Below are 19,022 nucleotides of genomic sequence, written 5' to 3' on the forward strand. Positions count from 1 at the left end.
CCGAAAGGCGCCAACGGCCGACGCGCCGGGCACCGACCGGGACCGCCCGGATCGCCGGTCGCGCGGGACTGCGTTCATGCGCGGCGACGGCGACCGCGACGGCACGGAAGGCGCGGGCGGGCACGCGCCGCAACGCGACGACGGCGAGCGCCCGGATGCCACCGGCGCGCCCGCACGTCCGTCGCACCGGTCGATGCCCGCGCAGGCCTCGCCGAACGGTGCGCTGATCGACCCGATCGCCATGGTCACCACGATCTGGCGCTGGCGCTGGTCGATCGTCGCCTTCACGCTCGTCGGCGCCATCATTGGCGTCATGGTCGCGCTGTCGGTGCCCAAGCGCTACACGGCCTGGTCGGAGATCCTGATCGATCCGCGCGAACTGGCGCTGATCGAGCGCGATCTCGAACGCGAGTTCCTGGCCAACGAGGCCGCGCTCGCCATCATCGACAGCCGGCTTTCGCTCGTCACCTCGCGCCAGGTGCTCGACCGGGTGATCGAGCGCACCGACCTGGACGAAGACACCGAGTTCAACGGGCAGGACGAAGCCGGCTTCGACCTGTTCGGCGGCATCGACCAGATCGCATCGCTTTTTGCCGGCGAACCGCCGGTCGAGGACACCGCGCGCACCACGCTCGAGAACCTGCGCGATGCGATCACGATCGACCGGACCACGCGCACATTCGTCATCAATATCGGCGTTGAATCGGAGAGCCCGCGCAAGGCGGCGCTGCTCGCCAACGAGGTCACCCGCGCCTTCATCGACGAGCAGGCCGACATCACCTCCGACAAGGCGCGCGCGGCCAACAACGCGCTGACCTCGCGTCTTGCCACGCTGCAGGCCGATGTCGAGGCCGCCGAGCGGCGCGTCGAGGACTTCCGCAACAGCAACGGGCTGATCAGCACGCAGGGGCGACTGCTCACCGAGGACGAACTCAATGCCTCGAGCGCCCAGCTCGCCGAGGCGCGCGCGGCCACCATTCGCGCCCGCTCGCGCGCCCAGGCGGCACAGGCGACGACGGTGGAGGCGGTCATCGAGGGCTCGCTGCCCAACGATCTGATCACCTCGGCGCTGTCGACGCTGCGCGCGCAGTTCGCGGCGCTGCGCCAGGAGGCGGCCCAGCTCGAAAGCGAACTGGGTCCGCGCCATCCGCGCCTTGCCAGCGCCCGCGCCTCCATCGAGGCCGCCCGCCAGGACATCGCCGCCGAACTCCGGCGCATCGTCGCCGGCACCCAGTCCGAACTGCGCCAGGCGGTTCAGACCGAGCAGCAACTGGCCGCCGAAGTCGTCCGCGCCAAGGCCGAGATCAGCAACAAGAGCGACGCGCTGGTCACCCTGCGCGATCTTCAAAGCAACGCCGAGGCGGCCCGCGCCATCTATGCCGGCGCACTTCTGCGTGCCCGCGAGACGGGCGAGCTGGAAGCGCTGGGGACGGTGAACGCCTCGGTGCTTGCCGAGGCCGAGCCGCCGCTCAATGCCTCGTCCATGTCACGGCGCACGATCGCCATGGGCTTCACCATTGCCGGCTTCCTGATCGGCCTGGGCGTGGCGATCATGGCCGGGCTTGTCGGCAGCCTCCGCTCGACCGGCCTTCTCGGCCAAAAGGCCGGCCCGGACGACACTCTGACCGACGGTCCGGGCGCGGGCACCCGCCCGCAACGCAGCGACACAAACCCCACCGAGCCAATGGAACCCGCGACCATGCATTCAGATTATCCGCCCTATCCCTACGCGCCCTATCCGCATCCGCAGACCGCGCAGGGCCATCATCCGACCCATAGCGGCGAGGGGGCACCGGCTGCCTACCCGGCCTATCCGCCGCAACCGGCCCATGGCTGGAGCCATCCGCCCGCGCCGGTCGCGCCGATGCCGCCCCATGGCTATCCCGCGCCGCATGCCGTCGCCGCGCCGGCGCACCATCCCGACTATGGCCGGCCGCCCTACGCCGCGCCGATGCCGGCTCCGGCCCCCTGGCCGCATGCCCCCTATCCGGCGCGCGCCGATGCGTCCCACCACATGCCGCAGCCCGACCCACGCGGGCATCGGTCCCCCGCGCCCGTCGCCGATGCTCCGGGCGATGACGGCGAACTCGAGGACATCCGCCAGGCCCTGCGCGACATTCGCGAGGTCGTCGACGAACTCGTCGCGCGCCGCGACAATGTCCGCCGCCTCGGCTGACTGACCGGCCCGTTCCGGACGCGCCGCGCCAGGGCGCGCGATGGGCGAGATTGGTGTCGCTCGCGGCACCGATTTGGTCTATGCGCTGTGCGAACGGGCAAGGAGCGATCATGGCGCACATCATCGACGGCAAGGCCATGGCGGCCGATGTGACGGCACGTGTCACCGAGGCGGCAGCCGCGCTTCAGGCGACGACCGATGTCCGGCCAGGGCTGGCGGTCGTCATTGTCGGCGAGGATCCCGCCTCGCGGGTCTATGTCGGCAACAAGGGCAGGACGGCGCGCGCCTGCGGCTTCATCTCGGTCGAGCACGCCCTGCCGGCGGACACCGAACAGGCCGCTCTTCTGGGCCTGATCGCCGAACTGAACACCGATCCGGCGATCCATGGCATACTGGTGCAACTGCCGCTGCCCGAACATGTCGACGAAGGGGCGGTGATCCAGGCCATCGACCCGGCCAAGGATGTCGACGGATTTCACTTCGTCAATGTCGGACGCCTGGCCAGCGGACACGCCGACCAGGGCTTCGTGCCGTGCACGCCCGCAGGCGTCATGCGCATGGTCCGCTCGGTGCTCGGCGCCGATCTTTCGGGCAAGCATGCCGTCGTCGTCGGCCGGTCCAATATCGTCGGCAAGCCGATGGCCAGCCTGCTGCTTGCGGCCAACGCCACCGTGACCATCGCCCATTCGCGCACCGCCGATCTGCCTTCGCTGTGCCGCAGCGCCGACATCCTTGTTGCCGCCGTCGGTCGGCCGCAATTGGTCAAGGGCGACTGGATCAAGCCGGGCGCGACGGTGATCGATGTCGGCATGAACCGCATTCCCGCGCCCGAACGGGGCGAGGGCGGGACGCGACTGGTGGGCGACGTCGATTTCGAGGAGGCCGGCCGGATCGCCGGTGCGATCACGCCGGTGCCCGGCGGCGTCGGTCCGATGACGGTCGCCATGCTGATGGCCAACACGCTGATCGCCGCCCGCCGCGCCGCGGGCGTGCATGGGCCCGATCTCTGATCTCGATGGCACTTGCACTGCGGTTGCATTGCATCCAAGCTCGACGGCCGGACAATCAATCACCGACCCTCGCCCGATGAACGATGGAAATCCTTCGCGGCATTTCGCCTTCATACTCGCCGAGGGTTTCTCCATGTTCTGCGTATCGGCCGCCATCGACGTGCTGCGCAGCGCCAATCTGGTCTCCGGCCAGACCTTCTATCACTGGTCGGCGATCTCCCATGATGGCGAGCCGGTGCGCGCCTCCAACGGGCTGACCATCAAGCCGGCCCATTCTGTCGGCGATATCCCGGCGGCCGATCTGATCTTCATCATCGCCTCGATGAATCTCGACTTTCCCGGCAAGGCGCGGGTGATATCGCAATTGCGCGCGCTCGGTCGGCGCGGCGCCAGTCTCGGGGCGCTGTCGGTCGGCAGTCACGTCCTTGCCGAGGCGGGCCAGCTTGAAGGACACCGCTGCACCATTCACTGGGAGAACCGCGCGGCCTTCCGCGAGGCGTTTCCGCACATCGAATGCACGTCCAATGTCTACGAGATCGACCGCAAGCGCTACACCGCCGCCGGCGGCATCACCGGCATCGATCTGATGCTGGAACTGGTGCGCGGCGATTTCGGCGCCGATATCGCCAACAAGGTCGCCAACAATTTCCAGTACGAACGCATCCGCAGCCATCTCGATCGCCAGCGCGTCGGCCGCGAGCCGGACCTTGCCGCCAAGTCGGACAAGCTGCGCAGGCTCACCGAGTTGATGGCCGACAATCTCGAGGAGCCGCTTTCGGCGGGCGAACTCGCCGCCGCCGTGCAGCTTTCGGTGCGTCAGGTCGAACGGCTGTTCCTCAAGCACTTGAACTCCACGCCCGGACGCTACTACATGACGCTTCGCCTCGAGCGCGCCCGCCAATTGCTGCGTCAGACCAACATTCCCATTCTCGAGGTGGCGCTTTCGACGGGGTTCACCTCGCACTCCTATTTCGCGCAGAGTTACCGGATGCAGTTCGGCCGTGCACCGAGCGACGAGCGACGCACAACCTTTTGAGGGGATCGATGAAACCAGGGGCAACTTCGGCGGTGAAGGTCCATGACCTCGTCGCGCGCGGCTTCCAGATCGTCGGCTGGCGCGAGAAGCTGGCCCTGCCCGATATCGGCGTGGGTCTGATCCGCGCCAAGGTCGACACCGGCGCACTGACCTCGGCCCTTCATGTCGATGATCTGAAATTCTTCGACCGCAACGGCAGGCGCTGGGTGCGCTTTCATCCGCCCGGTCCCAATGGCAGGCCGGCGCCCGAACACGCGAGTGCCCGCATGCGCGAGTTCCGGGAGGTTCGCAGCAGCAGCGGTCAGGTCGAGCGGCGCTGCGTGATCGCCACGCGCTTCGTCATCGGCCGGGAAATCTTCCGCGCCGAGGTGACTCTGACCGACCGCACTGACATGGTCTACAACATGCTGGTGGGGCGCAGCGCGATGCGGATCGGGCGGCTGATCGTCGACCCGACCCGCTCCTGGATGGCCGGCAATCCCGTCGGTCCCGAACAGATGGACGCTGACCATTGAAAATTCTCATGCTGGCCCGCAATGCCGGTCTTTATTCGCACCGGCGGCTGAAGGAAGTCGCCGAGAGCCGCGGCCATGCGCTCGACATCGTCAACACGCTGCACTGCTACATGAACATCACCTCGCGCCGACCGTCGGTCTACTATGACGGGGCGAAGATCGAGGGCTATGATGCGGTGATCCCGCGCATCGGCGCCTCGATCACCTTTTACGGGATGGCGGTGCTGCGCCAGTTCGAGATGATGGGGGTGTATCCGCTCAACGAGTCCGTGGCCATCGGCCGCTCGCGCGACAAGCTGCGTTCCATGCAGCTCATGGCGCGCGACGGGGTCGGCCTGCCGGTGACGGCCTTCGCCTACGATCCCAAGCGCGCCGAGGACATCGTGCGCATGACCGGCGGGCCGCCCGTGGTCATCAAGCTTCTGGAGGGCACGCAGGGCATCGGCGTGGTGCTCGCCGAGACCATGCAGTCGGCCAAGTCCGTGATCGAGGCGTTTCGCGGCGCCAAGGTGCACATCATGGGCCAGGAGTTCATCAAGGAAGCCGGCGGCACCGACATCCGCGCCTTCGTTGTCGGCGGCAAGGTCGTGGCCACGATGAAGCGCGCCGGAAAGGCCGGCGAGTTCCGGTCCAACATCCATCGCGGCGGCAGCGCCGAGGCGGTCAAGATCACGCCGACCGAGCGGGCGACGGCGGTTCAGGCCGCCAAGACCATGGGTCTGAACGTGTGCGGTGTCGACATGCTGCGCTCCAACCACGGCCCGGTCGTCATGGAGGTCAATTCCTCGCCCGGGCTGGAGGGCGTCGAAAAGGCGACCGGCAAGGATGTCGCCGGCCGGATCATCGATTTTCTCGAGGCCAATGTGAAGCAGGGCAAGACCCGCACGCGCGGGCGCGGCTGAGGGCGCTCGCCTGGGTGAGGCTTGCCTGCGGTCAGGTGCCGCATCGCCCCGGCGAGCCTTGCCTGCCGGCGCATTCGGGTGAAAAAAGGGACCGGCCGACCGACCGGCGCCCCGTATCGACCACAGGACACGACCCATGACCCGATCCACCCTTGCCGCCATCGCCGCGCTTTTGCTGACCGGCACCGCAATTGCCCATGACGGCGCCAAGGGCGCGCTGCATATCGACCATCCGGTGATCCGCGCAACGCCGGCGGGCGCGCCGGTTTCGGGCGGCTACATGATCATCCGCAACGAGGGTGCCCAGGCCGACCGCCTGCTCGGCGGCTCGGCGGAATTCGCCGGCCGCGTGGAGGTTCATGAAATGGCCATGGACGGCGATGTCATGCGCATGCGCGAGATCGAGGGCGGCATCGAGATCCCGGCCGGCGGGCAGGTGACGCTGCGCCCCGGCGGCCTGCACGTCATGTTCATGCAACTCGGCGAGCCGATGGTCGAGGGAACGCTGTGGCCTGCGACGCTGACCTTCGAGCAGGGCGGCGATGTCGCGGTGACCTTCACGGTCGAAGACATGAAGACGATCGGCGAGCTTTTGGGCAAGGGCGCCGGACACGGCGGGCAAATGACGTCGCAATAGACCGCGCGCCGTGGCGGCCGGGCGTTACCGGCCGTCGTGGCTGGCCATGATCGACTTGGGCAGGCCGAGCACCGTTTCCATGCGGATGTCGGCTTCGGGAAACAGCCTCGCCATGGTGCGCGGGCGCAGCAGTCGCACGCTGTCGACGATGGCGCGCGCATCGTCATAGCTGCGCTGACGCCGGTAAAAACCCAGTCGCCGCGCCTGCAGCATCCTGGTGCGCAGATGGGCGGGCAGCCACTGATAACCGGGCACGCGGAAATGCGGCTCCAGCGGAAACCAGAAATTGGGCGTCTGTACATAGTAGCGCGCGCCCAGCCGTCGCACGTTTTCGGCAAAGCGGCCGATCCGCTCGTCATCGCCGACATGCTCGATGACCGAATTGGAGTGGACGAGGTCGAACCGCCGACCCTCGAGCAGGCGCCGGTCGCAGGCATCGCCGGCCTGCGCGGTGAACAGCTCGCTCCGGCTGACCGGCTGGCAATCCTCCTCAAGATTGACCAGATGGATGCGGATGCGACCGCGATGGGCGTCGAGGAACTCCCTGCCGATATCCCAGTAAAGCTCGCGCCCGCCAAGATCGAGGATGTCGACCCGGCCGCGCTCGGCGAGCGCGTCCTCGATCAGTGACCGGATATGGGCGAACCGGCCCCGGCGGAACCGGTTCTCGATCGAACCGGGGTTCTTGTAGGGATCGGCGATCGACGGCGTCTGGATGGCAATACTGGACATGGTTCGCTTCACAGGGTTCGCGGGCCGCCTTGCTCGCATCGCCACGGCGGATCGACCCATGTTTACGATTGCTTGACCATCTGCGTAAACCTCCCGTTAACCTGTCTTTACAAACAGGGTTAACGGTTCGTTGCGCTTGTCCGGCCGCTGCACGGGCGGTCATTGCGCTCGATGCACGGCGGCACCCTGGGGTGATTGGTCCCTGCGTTCCCGTCCGCGCAAGGCCGGCCGGCCTCAGCGGAACGCGTCGTCGGCGAGCTTGACGTCGACCGCGCCGTCGGCCCGCGCCGAGCCGGACGCGGCGGGCGCGGGCATGAACACGCTGGCGCCCTGATCGGCGCGGCTCGCGACCCGGCGGAAGGTCTCGAACAGTTCGCGCCCCACGCCATGCGTGTTGCCCGAAAGATCGGCCACCGCCGGCGCGCGCGCCTCGAATTCGGCCCGGTCGACCAGCACTTCGAGCCGGCCCGTGGCTGCGTCGACGCGCACCATGTCGCCTTCGCGGACCCTGGCGATCGGCCCGCCATCGACGGCCTCGGGCGTCACGTGGATCGCCGCCGGCACCTTGCCAGAGGCACCCGACATGCGCCCGTCGGTGACCAGCGCCACCATGTGCCCGCGATCCTGCAGGATGCCGAGCACGGGCGTCAGCTTGTGCAGTTCGGGCATGCCGTTCGCCTTGGGGCCCTGGAAGCGGATTACCGCGACCATGTCGCCGTCGAGATCCCCGGCCTTGAAGGCGGCCTGCAACTCGCCCTGGTCGTGGAAGATCTTCGCCGGTGCCTCGATGACATGGCGCTCGGGCTTGACCGCCGAGACCTTGATGACCGCATTGCCCAGATTGCCGGTCAGCATCTGCAGCCCGCCGGTCGGCTGAAACGCCTTGGCGAACGGCGCCAGCACCTTCTCGTCGCCCGAGACCTTCGGCGCGGGCTGGCGCGTGACGGTTCCGTCCTCGGCGCCGAGCCCCGGTTCGATCATGTAGGGATCGAGCCCGTGGCCCCACACGGTGCGCACGTCACGGTGCAGGAGGCCCGCATCGGCCAGTTCGCGGATCATGAAGCCCAGCCCGCCGGCGGCGTGGAAATGGTTCACGTCGGCAAGCCCGTTCGGATAGACCCGCGCCAGCAGCGGCGTGACGTCGGACAGGTCCGAAATGTCCTGCCAGGTCAGCGTGATGCCGGCCGCGGCGGCCATCGCGATCAGGTGGATGGTATGGTTGGTCGACCCGCCCGTGGCGTGCAGGCCGACCAGGCCGTTGACGACGGACCGCTCGTCGATCATCTCGCCGACCGGCGTGTATTCGTTGCCGAGCGCGGTGATCGCCAGCGCCCGCTTCGTCGCCTCGCGGGTCAGGGCCTCGCGCAGCGGCGTGTTGGGATTGACGAAGCTGGCGCCGGGAATGTGCAGGCCCATGATCTCCATGAGCATCTGGTTGGAATTGGCCGTGCCGTAGAAGGTGCAGGTGCCCGGGCCGTGATAGGAGGCGCTTTCGGCCTCGAGCAGCTCGTCGCGGCCGACCTTGCCTTCGGCGTAGAGCTGGCGGATGCGCGCCTTCTCGTCGTTCGGCAGGCCCGAGGTCATCGGCCCGGCCGGGATGAAGACCGCCGGCAGATGGCCGAAGGTCAGCGCGGCGATGACGAGCCCCGGCACGATCTTGTCGCATACGCCGAGATAAACCACCGCGTCGAACATGTCGTGCGACAGGCCGACGCCGGCGGCGAGCGCGATCACGTCGCGCGAGAACAGCGACAGTTCCATGCCCGCCTGGCCTTGCGTGACGCCGTCGCACATGGCCGGCACGCCGCCGGCGACCTGGGCCACCGCGCCCGCCTCGCGCGCGGCGGCCTTGATCACCTGCGGAAAGGTCTCGAAGGGCTGATGCGCCGACAGCATGTCGTTATAGGCGGTGATGATCCCCAGATTGGCGACCACGTCGCCCTTCAGGTTCGCCTTGTCGGTCGTCCCGCATGCGGCGAAGCCGTGCGCGAGGTTGCCGCAGGACAGTTTCGTGCGCTTGGGCCCCTGGCTGGCGCGTTCGGCGAGCCGTTCGAGATAGATCTCGCGGCCGGCGCGCGAGCGCTCGCGGATGCGTGTCGTGACGGCGGCGACGGTGCTGTTGACGTCGTAGGCGGTCATTGTGGCCTCTCAGTCGCGGTTTTCGTTTTCGTCAAGTGGCAAGGTTCACGGCGCCCAGAAGACGTGCACCGGCGCGATGTCCTGCTTGAGCACGGCGCGCACGGGCATCTGGTTCGTATCGTCTCCGTCAAGAGCCGCCTCGAAGACTTTGCGCTTTTCAGCACCCTCGATATGCAGCGCGACGAAGCGCGCATCCAGGATCGGGCCGAGCGTCAGCGTCAGGCGCGGCTCGCCGGCGGCCTCGGCATACAGCGCGATCACCTTTTGCGCGGCTTGCGGATCGAGCGCTTCGCCGAGCGTGTCACCGCCGGGAAAGAACGAGGCGGTGTGCCCGTCCGTTCCCATGCCCAGCACGCAGGCATCGAGCCGGTGGCCGTCCTGCTCGAAGGCGGCCTGCGAAAGCCGCGCGCATTCGGCCGGCGTATGCCCATCCACGACATAGGGCACGAAGCGGGCCTCGGCCGCCCGGTTCCGCAAAAGGTGCCGGCGCACCAGCCCCGCATTGGCGCGCTCATGGTCCGGCGGCACCAGGCGCTCGTCGACGAGCAGCACCATCACCGACGCCCAGTCCAGATCGGCCCTGGACAGCGCCTCGAAAAAGCGCCTGGGCGTGGAGCCGCCCGAAACGGCGAGCGTGGCATGGCCGCGCGTGGCGATCCCGCCGGCCAGCACGCCGGAGATGCCGGCGGCGAGCGCCTCGGCCAGCTGGTCGCGGGTGTCATAGTCGTGGCGGCGGATATCGCCCATCTCACACGCTCTCGTGCCAGGTGCGGCCGTCGCGCTCGATCAGCGCGATCGAGGCCGACGGCCCCCAGGTGCCGGCCGTGTAGCGCTGGCAGAGCTGGCCCGTTTCCTCCCAGGCATCGAGGATCGGATCGATCCAGCGCCAGGCGGCCTCGACCTCGTCGCGGCGCATGAACAGCGTCTGGTTGCCGCGAATGACGTCCATGATCAGCCGCTCATAGGCGTCCGGATTGCGCACGTTGAAGGCGGACGCAAAGCTCATGTCGAGCGGGACGTGCCTGAGGCGCATGCCGCCCGGGCCGGGATCCTTGATCATGATCCATTGCTTGACGCCCTCGTCGGGCTGCAGGCGGATCACCAGATTGTTGGCGGTCAGCCGGCCGGCCTGCGCGCCGAAGATCGAATGGGGCACCGGCTTGAAGGCGACGACGATCTCCGACACGCGTGTCGTCATCCGCTTGCCGGTGCGCAGGTAGAACGGCACGCCGGCCCAGCGCCAGTTGCCGATCTCGGCCTTGAGCGCAACGAAGGTCTCGGTATTGCTCTGATCGTCGCCCAGTTCGTCCAGATAGCCAGGCACCGGCCCGCCGGCCGAGGCCCCCGGCCCGTACTGGCCGCGCACGGTGGCCTTTTCGATATTGGCCTCGTCGATCGGTGCCAATGCGCGCAGGACCTTCAGCTTCTCGTCGCGCACCGCATTGGCGTCCATGGAGGCGGGCGGTTCCATCGCGACCAGGCAAAGAAGCTGAAGAAGATGGTTCTGCACCATGTCGCGCAGGGCGCCGGCCTTGTCGTAATAGCCCGCCCGGCCCTCAAGGCCGACCGATTCGGCGACGGTGATCTGCACATGATCGATATGGGCCGAATTCCACAATGGCTCGTAGAGCGCATTGGCAAAGCGCAGCGCCATCAGGTTCTGCACTGTCTCCTTGCCCAGATAATGGTCGATGCGGAAGACCTGGTACTCGTCGAACACCTCGCCGAGCGTGTCGTTGAGCGCCATCGCCGACTTCAGGTCACGGCCGATCGGCTTTTCGACGATGATGCGGGTTTCGGGCGTGATCAGCCCCGCATCGTGCAGCCTGGTCGCGATGTCCCCGTAAAGCGCCGCACCCACCGCCAGATAGCAGGCGCGCTTCTTGGTGGCGTTGTCGCCGATCAGCGCCTTGAGCGCGTCCCAGCCCCGGTCGGCGCGCACATCGATCGACACGTAGTGCAGCTTGGCGAGGAACCGCTCGACCTCGCGCGGGTCGAGATCGTCGGGGCCGTGCGTCTTCAGCGCTTCGAGCGCGAAAGCGCGATACTCCTCGTCCGACATCGCCGCCCGCGAGGCGCCGACGATCCGCGTCGGGTCGGTCATCTGCCCGTCCTTCTGACGGTGATACAGCGCCGGCAGCAGCTTGCGTTCGGCAAGATCGCCGGTGCCGCCAAAGATGATGCAGTCGAACGGGTCGACAGGGATGATCTGGCTCGACATGGATCGGATCCGGTGATTGGAAGGCGCTCGCCGGATCATAATCTAATCGATTTAGGAATGCCACCCGCCGGGGCGGCCTTTCTCGACCGTTCACCGAACCAGGCCCGGCCGGCCGCCACGGGCCGCAAGGCGTCGCGGCAGCCGGTCAGCTACGTCCGGCGTGGCCCACATGCTCGGCGGTTTGCGTCCAACGGCCTTCGCCACCCGGCGACAGCGAAGGCAGCGTATGGACGTGGACATCGGCGGCGTTGTGCCCGTCCATGATTGCCAGCGCCCGTTTCTCGTGCTGGGGATCCCGCGTCCGCACCCACAGCAGCAGCCCGCCGCGCTCCAGATGATCGGCGATCTCCCGGGCGCGCCGCTTGCCGACCAGCCCGGCCAGCACGGTGCCGAGCGCCGCGCCGACCCCGCCATAGATGGCCGCCGCCGCGATCGCCGCAGCCAGCGCGCCGCCCGAGGCGACGACGGCCGAGGCGCCGACGAGCGCCGGCACGTAGATCAAGGCGCCGACGATGCCGCCTTCAAGGGCGCCGTAGGATTCGCGGGCGACATAGGCCGTCGTCGGCACTTGGGCGCTGTCCTCGATGTCGCGTGCCGACATGTACTGGCCGTGCAGCTTTTCGATGACGGCGTGTTCGGAGGCCATCAGGCTCAGTTCGGACCGGTCGAAGCCCTGCGTGAGCAGATCGTCGATCGCCGCCTGCAGATCGGCCTCGCTGTGAAACAGGCCGACCGCTTCGGTCACCCGGCCATAGTCGATCGGCACTTCATCCATGGCATGGCCTTTCCTGTCGACACTCGCCATCTTCGCCTGTGCGCGCTGCCCAGGCCTTGATGCGCGTCAATGCGCGTTCTCGCGCCGGCCCGTCAGCGCCTGCACCGTATAGGCCAGGAAGGTCAGTCCGACGGCGCCGGCCAGCCCGATCGCGATCAGCGCGATCACGTCGATCGGCCCGCCGATGTCGCCAAGCCCCGATCTTGTGATGAAGAAGACGAACCAGATCGCCGCGACCGCCCCGATCGGCGCGACGAGCTCGGCGCGCAGGAACCAGCGGCTGCGCAGCGAGCGGTCGCGCACAAGAACATAGATGAACCCCAGCGTGATCAGCCCGGCCGCGACCACCAGCGCCCAGAACAGCGGCTGGCCGAACATCTCTTCGAGCACCGCGATCAGCGTTCCCAAGGTCAGTTCCTTCATGGTCTCACTCCCATTGTGTTGGTGCGGGCGCTCAGGCGCGGCCGCGCAGCATGGCGTTGTAGGTGGCCTTGAGCGCGATCTCCTTCATCAGCCAGGAGATCCACAACTCCTCCAGCGGGGCGATCACGCCGGGGAAGGACGGCACCAGATTGTTGTCGTAGTCGAACTCGATGAGCATCGCCCGGCCGACCCGCGTGATCAGCGGGCAGGATGTGTAGCCGTTATAGGTCTGTTCGGACCGGCCGCCGGCGATCTGCGCGACGAGCTGGTCCTCGACCACCGGCACCTGCCACTTGACCGAGGCGGCCGTCTTGCCCTTGGGCACGCCGGCGACGTCGCCCACCGCGAACACCTCCGGATAGCGGCGATGGCGCAGCGTGTGCGGGTCGACCTCGACATAGCCCTGCCCGACCCAGCGGTCGGCCCAGGGAAGGGGAGAGTTGCGCACCACGGCCGGCGCGCTCATCGGCGGGATGACGTTGATGAAATCGAACCCGATCTCGGTGTCGCCTTCGGGCGTTGTGAAGGTGGCGGTCTTCGTGCCCGGATCGATCGCCTTGATGACGTGCTCGTAGCGCACGTCGAAACCGCGCTCGTCGTAGAGCATGCGCACCTTCTCGTTGACGATCGGCACGCCGAACAGCGACTTCGAATGGGCCGCATAGACGATCTCGGTCTTGCCGCGATTGCCCTTGCGGCGCGCATAGTCGTCGGTCAGGAACGTGTATTTGAGCGGCGCGCCGGCGCACTTCATCTCCGTTGCCGGGCGGAAGAACAGACCCACCCCGCCCTGATCGGTGAACCGGTCCATCTCGCGCCAGGTCGCTTCGGCCGCCTCGGGGCTGGCATAGACCGAGCCGATGCCGTCCTTGCCGATCAACTCCGTCGACATGCCCTCGATCTGCTCGTAGTTGAGCGTCAGCCCGGCGGCGACGACCAGATAGTCATACGCGACCGCCGTGCCGCCCTCGGTCGTCACGGTCTTGGCCTCGGGATCGATCTCGGCGGCGCGTTCCTCGATCCAGCGGGCATCCGGCGGCAGCCAGTCTTCGGTCTGCGAGACGGCGTAGTCGGCCGGTTTCAGGCCGGCGGCGATCAGCGTGAAGCCGGGCTGATACAGGTGGCGCTGGCGCGCATCGATCACCGTGATCTGCGCGCCGTCCAGTCTTTGCGACAGGCGGCTGGCGAGCGAGGCGCCGGCCGCGCCCGCCCCGATGATGACGATCTTCGCCGATGTGCGGACCTGCGCGGCGGCCTGTCTTGCGCCCATGCCCGCAAATGCCAGCGCCGATGTGCCCGCCGAGGCCGTCAGGAACGCGCGCCTCGATAACGTCAGAGCCATGGCTTCCTCCCTTGGGTTTCGCCTTTCCGGCTCTGATAGATCGTCGCGGGCGCGCGCGGCATGATCTATATCAATCGACTCTTATATTCGCATCCTCATTGCGCGATGCCCGAACGGCCCTTTCCGTCGCCGTGCCGGTCCGCTATGGCGGTGCCTTCGACGCAAGGGGACCCGATCACATGCGCCTTGGCGGACGCATCGCCGCGGCCATCGACGTGCTGGCCGACATCGACACCAACCACCGGCCGGCCTCGGTCGCGCTCGCCGACTGGGGCAGGGCGCACCGCTTCGCCGGTTCGGGCGACCGCGCGGCGATCGGCAACATCGTTTATGACGCGCTGCGCCGCCGCGCCTCGATCGGCTATCGCATGGACGATGACGGCCCGCTCGCGCTCGCCTTCGGCGCGTTGCTCGAGGGCTGGTCGCTGACGCCCGAAGCCATCGCCGAGGCGCTCGCCGGCGACCGCTTCGCGCCCGAACCGCCAATGGCCGCGCTCGCGGCGGCGGCGACCTGCGACATGACGTTCGCCGATGCCCATGTCGAGGCCGACGTGCCGGCCTGGTGCGCCGATCTGCTTGCAGACAATTTCGGCGAGGAGTGGATCGACGAGGCCAAGGCGTTCGCCGAGCGCCCGCCTCTCGATCTGCGCGTCAACACGCTGAAGGCCGACCGCGACAAGGTGCAAAAGGCGCTCGCCAGAACCGGCGCGCGGCCGACCGCGATCGCAAGGCACGGCCTGCGCATCACGCCGCCAGGGGGCGCCGGGCGGCTGCCCAACGTGCAGGCCGAGCCGGCCTTTCAGAAGGGCTGGTTCGAGATCCAGGATGAGGGATCGCAGATCGTTGCCGATCTGGTCTTCGCGCAGCCCGGCGAGCAGGTCTTCGACTTGTGCGCCGGCGCCGGCGGCAAGACGCTGGCGCTCGCCGCGGCGATGCAGAACAAGGGCCAGGTGCATGCCTTCGATGCCGACAAGCAGCGTCTGGCGCCGATCTTCGACCGGCTCAGGCGCGCCGGAACGCGCAATGTGCAGGTGCATGCCGCCGATGCGGACCTGTCGCCGCTAGACGGCCGATGCGACCGCGTCGTGGTCGACGCGCCGTGCACCGGTTCGGGCACCTGGCGCCGCAATCCCGACGCCAAGTGGCGCCTGACACAGGGCCAGCTCGACCGGCGCTGCGCCGAGCAGGCGGCCATCCTGGACGCCGCTGCCCGTTACGTCCGGCCCGGCGGCTATCTGTGCTATATCACCTGCTCGGTCTTCCTGGCCGAGAACGAGGAGCAGGTTTACCGCTTCGGCGACCGCCATGCCGGCTGGTCGCTTCTTTCCGCCGGCGAGGTCTGGCAGGATCTGTTCGGCTTCGACAAGCCGCAGCCCTGGTCGTCCGATCTCGATTGCGTCACGCTCACCCCACGGGCCACGCAGACCGACGGCTTCTTCTTCGCCGTCCTGCAGCGCGCGCAGGGGAACCGGCCATGACGCGGTCCCGTTTGACCGGTATCGGCGGCGATGACCGAAAGGGAAACGAGATGGCGACCAACAGCAACTCTGTCGATGATCTGACCGGCGGCCGGGGCCCGCAAGGCGCCAAGTCTCCAACGGGGCGCTGGATCGCGCGTGCGGCATTCATCGCCCTGGCCCTTGGCGGCGGCATCCTGATCGGGGCAATGACGCCGCCGGGCGAATGGTACGACCAGTTGCAAAAACCGTTCTTCAACCCGCCAAGCTGGCTGTTCGGGCCGGTCTGGACGATCCTCTACGCCCTGGTTGCGATCGCCGGCTGGCGCACCTGGATGCGCAACTACAAGGGCGCGGCCATGCAGGTCTGGTTCGGCCAGCTCGCGGTTAACTTCCTGTGGTCGCCGGTCTTCTTCGGCATGCAGCTGCCGGGGCTGGCGCTCCTGGTCATCGCCGCGATGATCACGCTCACGGTGACGTTCATCGCCCTGACCTGGACGGCGGACCGCATCAGCGCCTGGCTGATGACACCCTATCTGGCCTGGATCGTCTTTGCCGGCATCCTCAATCTGGCGATCTGGTGGATGAACTGACGATGGCCTTGGCGGGCAAGGCGCGATAGTCTGCGCCGGGGAATCGATCATGCTCAAGGCTGTCGGCGACACCAAGCTTCTATACGTCATGGCCGCCGACGCCGAATATGGGCCGCATCTGAAGGCGCGGTTCTCGCCGCTTGTGTGTGGCGTCGGCCCGGTCGAGGCGGCGGTCAATCTCACCCGCGCGCTCGCGACGGAACGTCCCGACATGGTGATCTCGCTGGGCTCGGCCGGCTCGCGCAGCCTCGAGCAGGGCGCGGTCTACGAGGTCGCCTCGGTCAGTTACCGCGACATGGACGCCTCCCCCCTGGGCTTCGACAAGGGGCTGACGCCGTTTCTCGACCTTCCGGCCGAACTGCCGCTGACCGTCATGGGCGACCTTCCCGCAAAACGCCTGTCGACCGGCGCCGGCATCATCTCCGGGACGGCCTATGACGCCATCGACGCCGACATGGTCGACATGGAGACCTTTGCGCTTGCGCGCGCCTGCATGGCGTTCGATGTCCCGCTGGTCGGCGTGCGCGGCATTTCCGATGGCGCCCGGGACCTGCGCCATTTCGACGACTGGACGCAATATCTGCACGTCATCGACGAAAAGCTCGCCGATGCGGTGGATCGCATCGAGGCGGCGATACGCGGCGGCCCATAGAAAGGGCCCCGGCACGGCGGTCGCGCCGAGCAAGGCGCGTTCACCCGGTAGTCCGGACGCAGTGTCCGGCCACCCCACGACAATGAGGAGGCCGACGCGCGCACCGGTCCGCCCGATTTTCCACGTGCGGGGGCGCGGCCATGCCCGGCGCCGGCGCCGGGCCCGCAATTGCGCGCCGTGCCGCGATGGCGTAAGCGCCTTGGCAGACGCGATCTGCCCGGAGCCCCGCCATGACCGGCGACGTTCGAACCGGCCGCTGCCTTTGCGGCGCCCGTACCTGCACCGCAACGCTCGGCAAGCGCCATTTCCGCGCCTGCCATTGCGGCATGTGCCGGCGCTGGGCGAGCGGTCCGCTGATGACGATCGCCTGCACCCGGGTGCGTCTTTCCGATGAGGCGGCCATCACCCGCATCGCTGCTCGCAATGGGCCGAACGCGGCTTTTGCGCCACCTGCGGCGGCAATCTGTTCTATCGTCTGTTGGGCGATGACACGTATCACGTTTCGGTCGGCACGCTCGAGGGTGCGGGCGGTCTCGACATGAGGGTCGAGGTCCATATAGACAAAAAGCCGCCGTTCTATGCCTTCGCCAACGACACCGGAAAGCTGACCGAGGCCGAAATCGTCGCGCTGTACGCGCCGCCGGGCGCGCCATTGCCGGACACCGATCGCAAATGACCGAAGCCTTTCATCCCGAAACCGTGCTGATCGTCGATTTCGGCAGCCAGGTCACCCAGCTCATCGCCCGCCGGGTGCGCGAGGCCGGCGTCTATTCGGAGATCGTGCCCTTCCAGTCCGCAGAAGAGGGCTTTGCCCGGCTTGCGCCGAAGGCGGTGATCCTGTCGGGCGGGCCGGCCTCGACCGTCGATATCGGCTCGCCGCGCGCGCCGCAGGCGATCTTCGAGGCGGGCGTGCCGGTGCTCGGCATCTGCTATGGCGAGCAGACCATGTGCGCCCAGCTTGGCGGTGCCGTCGAGACGGCCGACCATCGCGAGTTCGGCCGCGCCTTCCTGACCGTGGAGCGTGACAGTCCGCTGTTCGAGGGTATCTGGCGCAAGGGCGAGAGCCATCAGGTCTGGATGAGCCATGGCGACCGGGTCACCGGCCTGCCCGCGGGCTTTGAGGTCATCGGCACGTCGCCCGGCGCGCCGTTCGCCGCCATCGCCGACGAGGCGCGGCGCTATTATGCCGTCCAGTTCCATCCCGAGGTGGTTCACACGCCCGACGGCGCCAGGCTGCTGGCCAATTTCGTGCACCGGATCGCCGGCCTTTCGGGCGACTGGACCATGGCCGCCTACAAGGACCAGGCGATCGCCGCCATCCGCCAGCAGGTCGGCCAGGGCCGGGTGATCTGCGGGCTTTCGGGCGGCGTCGATTCCTCGGTGGCCGCGCTCTTGATCCACGAGGCGATCGGCGACCGGCTCACCTGCATTCTGGTCGATCACGGCCTGATGCGGCTGAACGAGGCGGCCGAGGTCGCCGAACTGTTCCGCCGGCACTACAACATCCCGCTGGTGCATGTGGATGCATCGGACACCTTCCTGGAAGCGCTCGACGGGGTCTCCGACCCCGAGCAAAAGCGCAAGACCATCGGCAGACTGTTCATCGATGTGTTCGAGGCCGAGGCGAACAGGATCGGCGGCGCCGATTTCCTCGCCCAGGGCACGCTCTATCCCGATGTCATCGAGAGCGTGTCCTTTGCCGGCGGTCCGTCGGTGACGATCAAGAGCCATCACAATGTCGGCGGGCTGCCCGAGCGCATGGACATGGCGCTGGTCGAGCCCTTGCGCGAACTGTTCAAGGACGAGGTGCGCGAACTGGGCCGCGAGCTCGGCCTGCCCGACAGCTTCATCGGCCGCCATCCCTTTCCCGGTCCCGGCCTGGCGCTGCGCTGCCCCGGCGCGGTGACGCGCGAGCGGCTGGACATCTTGCGCAAGGCCGATGCGATTTATCTCGACGAGATCCGCAAGGCGGGGCTCTACGACGCCATCTGGCAGGCCTTCGCCGTGCTGCTGCCGGTCCAGACGGTCGGCGTGATGGGCGACAGCCGCACCTACGAGTTCGTGTGCGCGCTGCGCGCCGTGACCTCGGTCGACGGCATGACGGCCGATTTCTACCCCTACGACATGGGCTTTCTGGGCCAGGTCGCAACGCGCATCATCAACGAGGTCCGCGGCATCAACCGCGTGGTCTATGACGTGACGTCGAAACCGCCCGGCACGATCGAGTGGGAATGATTCCGAAGCGCCGGGGACGATCGGCCACGATCGCAAGACTGCCCATGACCCGCTGGTAGAGGATATGCAAGGCTTCGCCCACGATCGCGGAACGCGAGCCCGTGGTCGCCGGCCCCGCCAGAACCGCCGTTGCGCTGCGCGCCGACCATGCCGAAGTCGCGAAGACCGCCGCGCGCG

The 19,022-nt window shown here is 67.8% G+C and carries 17 protein-coding genes and 1 pseudogene; 11 read left to right on the forward strand and 7 right to left on the reverse strand.

Going from position 1 to position 19,022, the window contains the following annotated elements:
- Positions 1-76: 76 nt before the first annotated feature.
- The 6 genes from RBB34_RS10800 to RBB34_RS10825 all read left to right on the forward strand — a co-directional run bounded on the left by RBB34_RS10800 (position 77) and on the right by RBB34_RS10825 (position 6,276).
- Positions 77-2,176, forward strand: a complete 2,100-nt coding sequence (locus RBB34_RS10800; RefSeq protein WP_306119228.1) for a GumC family protein — start codon at positions 77-79, stop codon at positions 2,174-2,176.
- Between the two features lie 110 nt (positions 2,177-2,286).
- Positions 2,287-3,186, forward strand: a complete 900-nt coding sequence (gene folD, locus RBB34_RS10805) for a bifunctional methylenetetrahydrofolate dehydrogenase/methenyltetrahydrofolate cyclohydrolase FolD (RefSeq protein ID WP_306119229.1) — start codon at positions 2,287-2,289, stop codon at positions 3,184-3,186.
- Between the two features lie 76 nt (positions 3,187-3,262).
- Positions 3,263-4,222 carry a GlxA family transcriptional regulator gene (locus tag RBB34_RS10810; protein ID WP_306119230.1) on the forward strand — a complete coding sequence of 320 codons (960 nt, stop codon included), beginning with the start codon at positions 3,263-3,265 and terminating at the stop codon, positions 4,220-4,222.
- An 8-nt stretch (positions 4,223-4,230) separates the two neighbouring features.
- Positions 4,231-4,737 (forward strand): RimK/LysX family protein, encoded by a 507-nt coding sequence (locus tag RBB34_RS10815; protein WP_306119231.1) that lies wholly within the window; start codon positions 4,231-4,233, stop codon positions 4,735-4,737.
- The gene (gene rimK, locus RBB34_RS10820) at positions 4,734-5,639 is read left to right on the forward strand and encodes a 30S ribosomal protein S6--L-glutamate ligase (RefSeq protein ID WP_306119232.1); all 906 of its coding nucleotides are present in this window, start codon (positions 4,734-4,736) and stop codon (positions 5,637-5,639) included. Before RBB34_RS10815 ends, rimK begins: the two co-directional genes overlap by 4 nt.
- Before the next feature lie 136 nt (positions 5,640-5,775).
- The gene (locus tag RBB34_RS10825; protein WP_306119233.1) at positions 5,776-6,276 is read left to right on the forward strand and encodes a copper chaperone PCu(A)C; all 501 of its coding nucleotides are present in this window, start codon (positions 5,776-5,778) and stop codon (positions 6,274-6,276) included.
- A gap of 24 nt (positions 6,277-6,300) precedes the next feature.
- On the opposite strand, the gene RBB34_RS10830 is transcribed toward RBB34_RS10825, so the two are convergent.
- From RBB34_RS10830 to RBB34_RS10860, 7 genes and pseudogenes are all read right to left on the reverse strand, one after another.
- The gene (locus RBB34_RS10830; protein ID WP_306119234.1) at positions 6,301-7,008 is read right to left on the reverse strand and encodes an SAM-dependent methyltransferase; all 708 of its coding nucleotides are present in this window, start codon (positions 7,006-7,008) and stop codon (positions 6,301-6,303) included.
- Positions 7,009-7,323: 315 nt separating this feature from the next.
- Positions 7,324-9,147: pseudogene (gene edd, locus RBB34_RS10835) on the reverse strand (phosphogluconate dehydratase); the annotation flags it as partial.
- A gap of 45 nt (positions 9,148-9,192) precedes the next feature.
- Complete coding sequence (pgl, locus tag RBB34_RS10840; protein WP_306119235.1) at positions 9,193-9,894, reverse strand: 6-phosphogluconolactonase; 702 nt, start codon at positions 9,892-9,894, stop codon at positions 9,193-9,195.
- Position 9,895: 1 nt separating this feature from the next.
- Positions 9,896-11,368 carry a glucose-6-phosphate dehydrogenase gene (gene zwf, locus RBB34_RS10845; RefSeq protein ID WP_306119236.1) on the reverse strand — a complete coding sequence of 491 codons (1,473 nt, stop codon included), beginning with the start codon at positions 11,366-11,368 and terminating at the stop codon, positions 9,896-9,898.
- Positions 11,369-11,513: 145 nt separating this feature from the next.
- A complete protein-coding gene (locus RBB34_RS10850) occupies positions 11,514-12,143 on the reverse strand; it encodes a hypothetical protein (protein WP_306119237.1) in 630 nt (209 codons plus the stop codon).
- A 66-nt stretch (positions 12,144-12,209) separates the two neighbouring features.
- Positions 12,210-12,566: a DUF5368 domain-containing protein gene (locus tag RBB34_RS10855; RefSeq protein ID WP_306119238.1), complete on the reverse strand. Its 357-nt coding sequence runs from the start codon at positions 12,564-12,566 to the stop codon at positions 12,210-12,212.
- A 31-nt stretch (positions 12,567-12,597) separates the two neighbouring features.
- Positions 12,598-13,908 (reverse strand): FAD/NAD(P)-binding oxidoreductase, encoded by a 1,311-nt coding sequence (locus RBB34_RS10860; protein ID WP_306119239.1) that lies wholly within the window; start codon positions 13,906-13,908, stop codon positions 12,598-12,600.
- A 179-nt stretch (positions 13,909-14,087) separates the two neighbouring features.
- On the opposite strand from RBB34_RS10860, the gene RBB34_RS10865 reads away from it, so the two are divergent.
- The 5 genes from RBB34_RS10865 (at position 14,088) to guaA (ending at position 18,845) form a co-directional block, all read left to right on the forward strand.
- A complete protein-coding gene (locus tag RBB34_RS10865) occupies positions 14,088-15,386 on the forward strand; it encodes an RsmB/NOP family class I SAM-dependent RNA methyltransferase (RefSeq protein ID WP_306119289.1) in 1,299 nt (432 codons plus the stop codon).
- A 50-nt stretch (positions 15,387-15,436) separates the two neighbouring features.
- Positions 15,437-15,958, forward strand: a complete 522-nt coding sequence (locus RBB34_RS10870) for a TspO/MBR family protein (protein WP_306119240.1) — start codon at positions 15,437-15,439, stop codon at positions 15,956-15,958.
- 49 nt (positions 15,959-16,007) lie between these two features.
- Positions 16,008-16,610: a 5'-methylthioadenosine/S-adenosylhomocysteine nucleosidase gene (locus RBB34_RS10875; RefSeq protein ID WP_306119241.1), complete on the forward strand. Its 603-nt coding sequence runs from the start codon at positions 16,008-16,010 to the stop codon at positions 16,608-16,610.
- 478 nt (positions 16,611-17,088) lie between these two features.
- On the forward strand, positions 17,089-17,286 hold the full coding sequence (locus RBB34_RS10880) for a hypothetical protein (RefSeq protein WP_306119242.1): 198 nt from the start codon (positions 17,089-17,091) through the stop codon (positions 17,284-17,286).
- Positions 17,283-18,845 carry a glutamine-hydrolyzing GMP synthase gene (gene guaA / locus RBB34_RS10885; RefSeq protein WP_306119243.1) on the forward strand — a complete coding sequence of 521 codons (1,563 nt, stop codon included), beginning with the start codon at positions 17,283-17,285 and terminating at the stop codon, positions 18,843-18,845. Before RBB34_RS10880 ends, guaA begins: the two co-directional genes overlap by 4 nt.
- Positions 18,846-19,022 lie beyond the last annotated feature (177 nt).

The sequence above is a fragment of the Roseitalea sp. MMSF_3546 genome (genome assembly GCF_030732865.1).
In the GTDB taxonomy this organism is placed as follows: Bacteria; Pseudomonadota; Alphaproteobacteria; order Rhizobiales; family Rhizobiaceae; genus Roseitalea.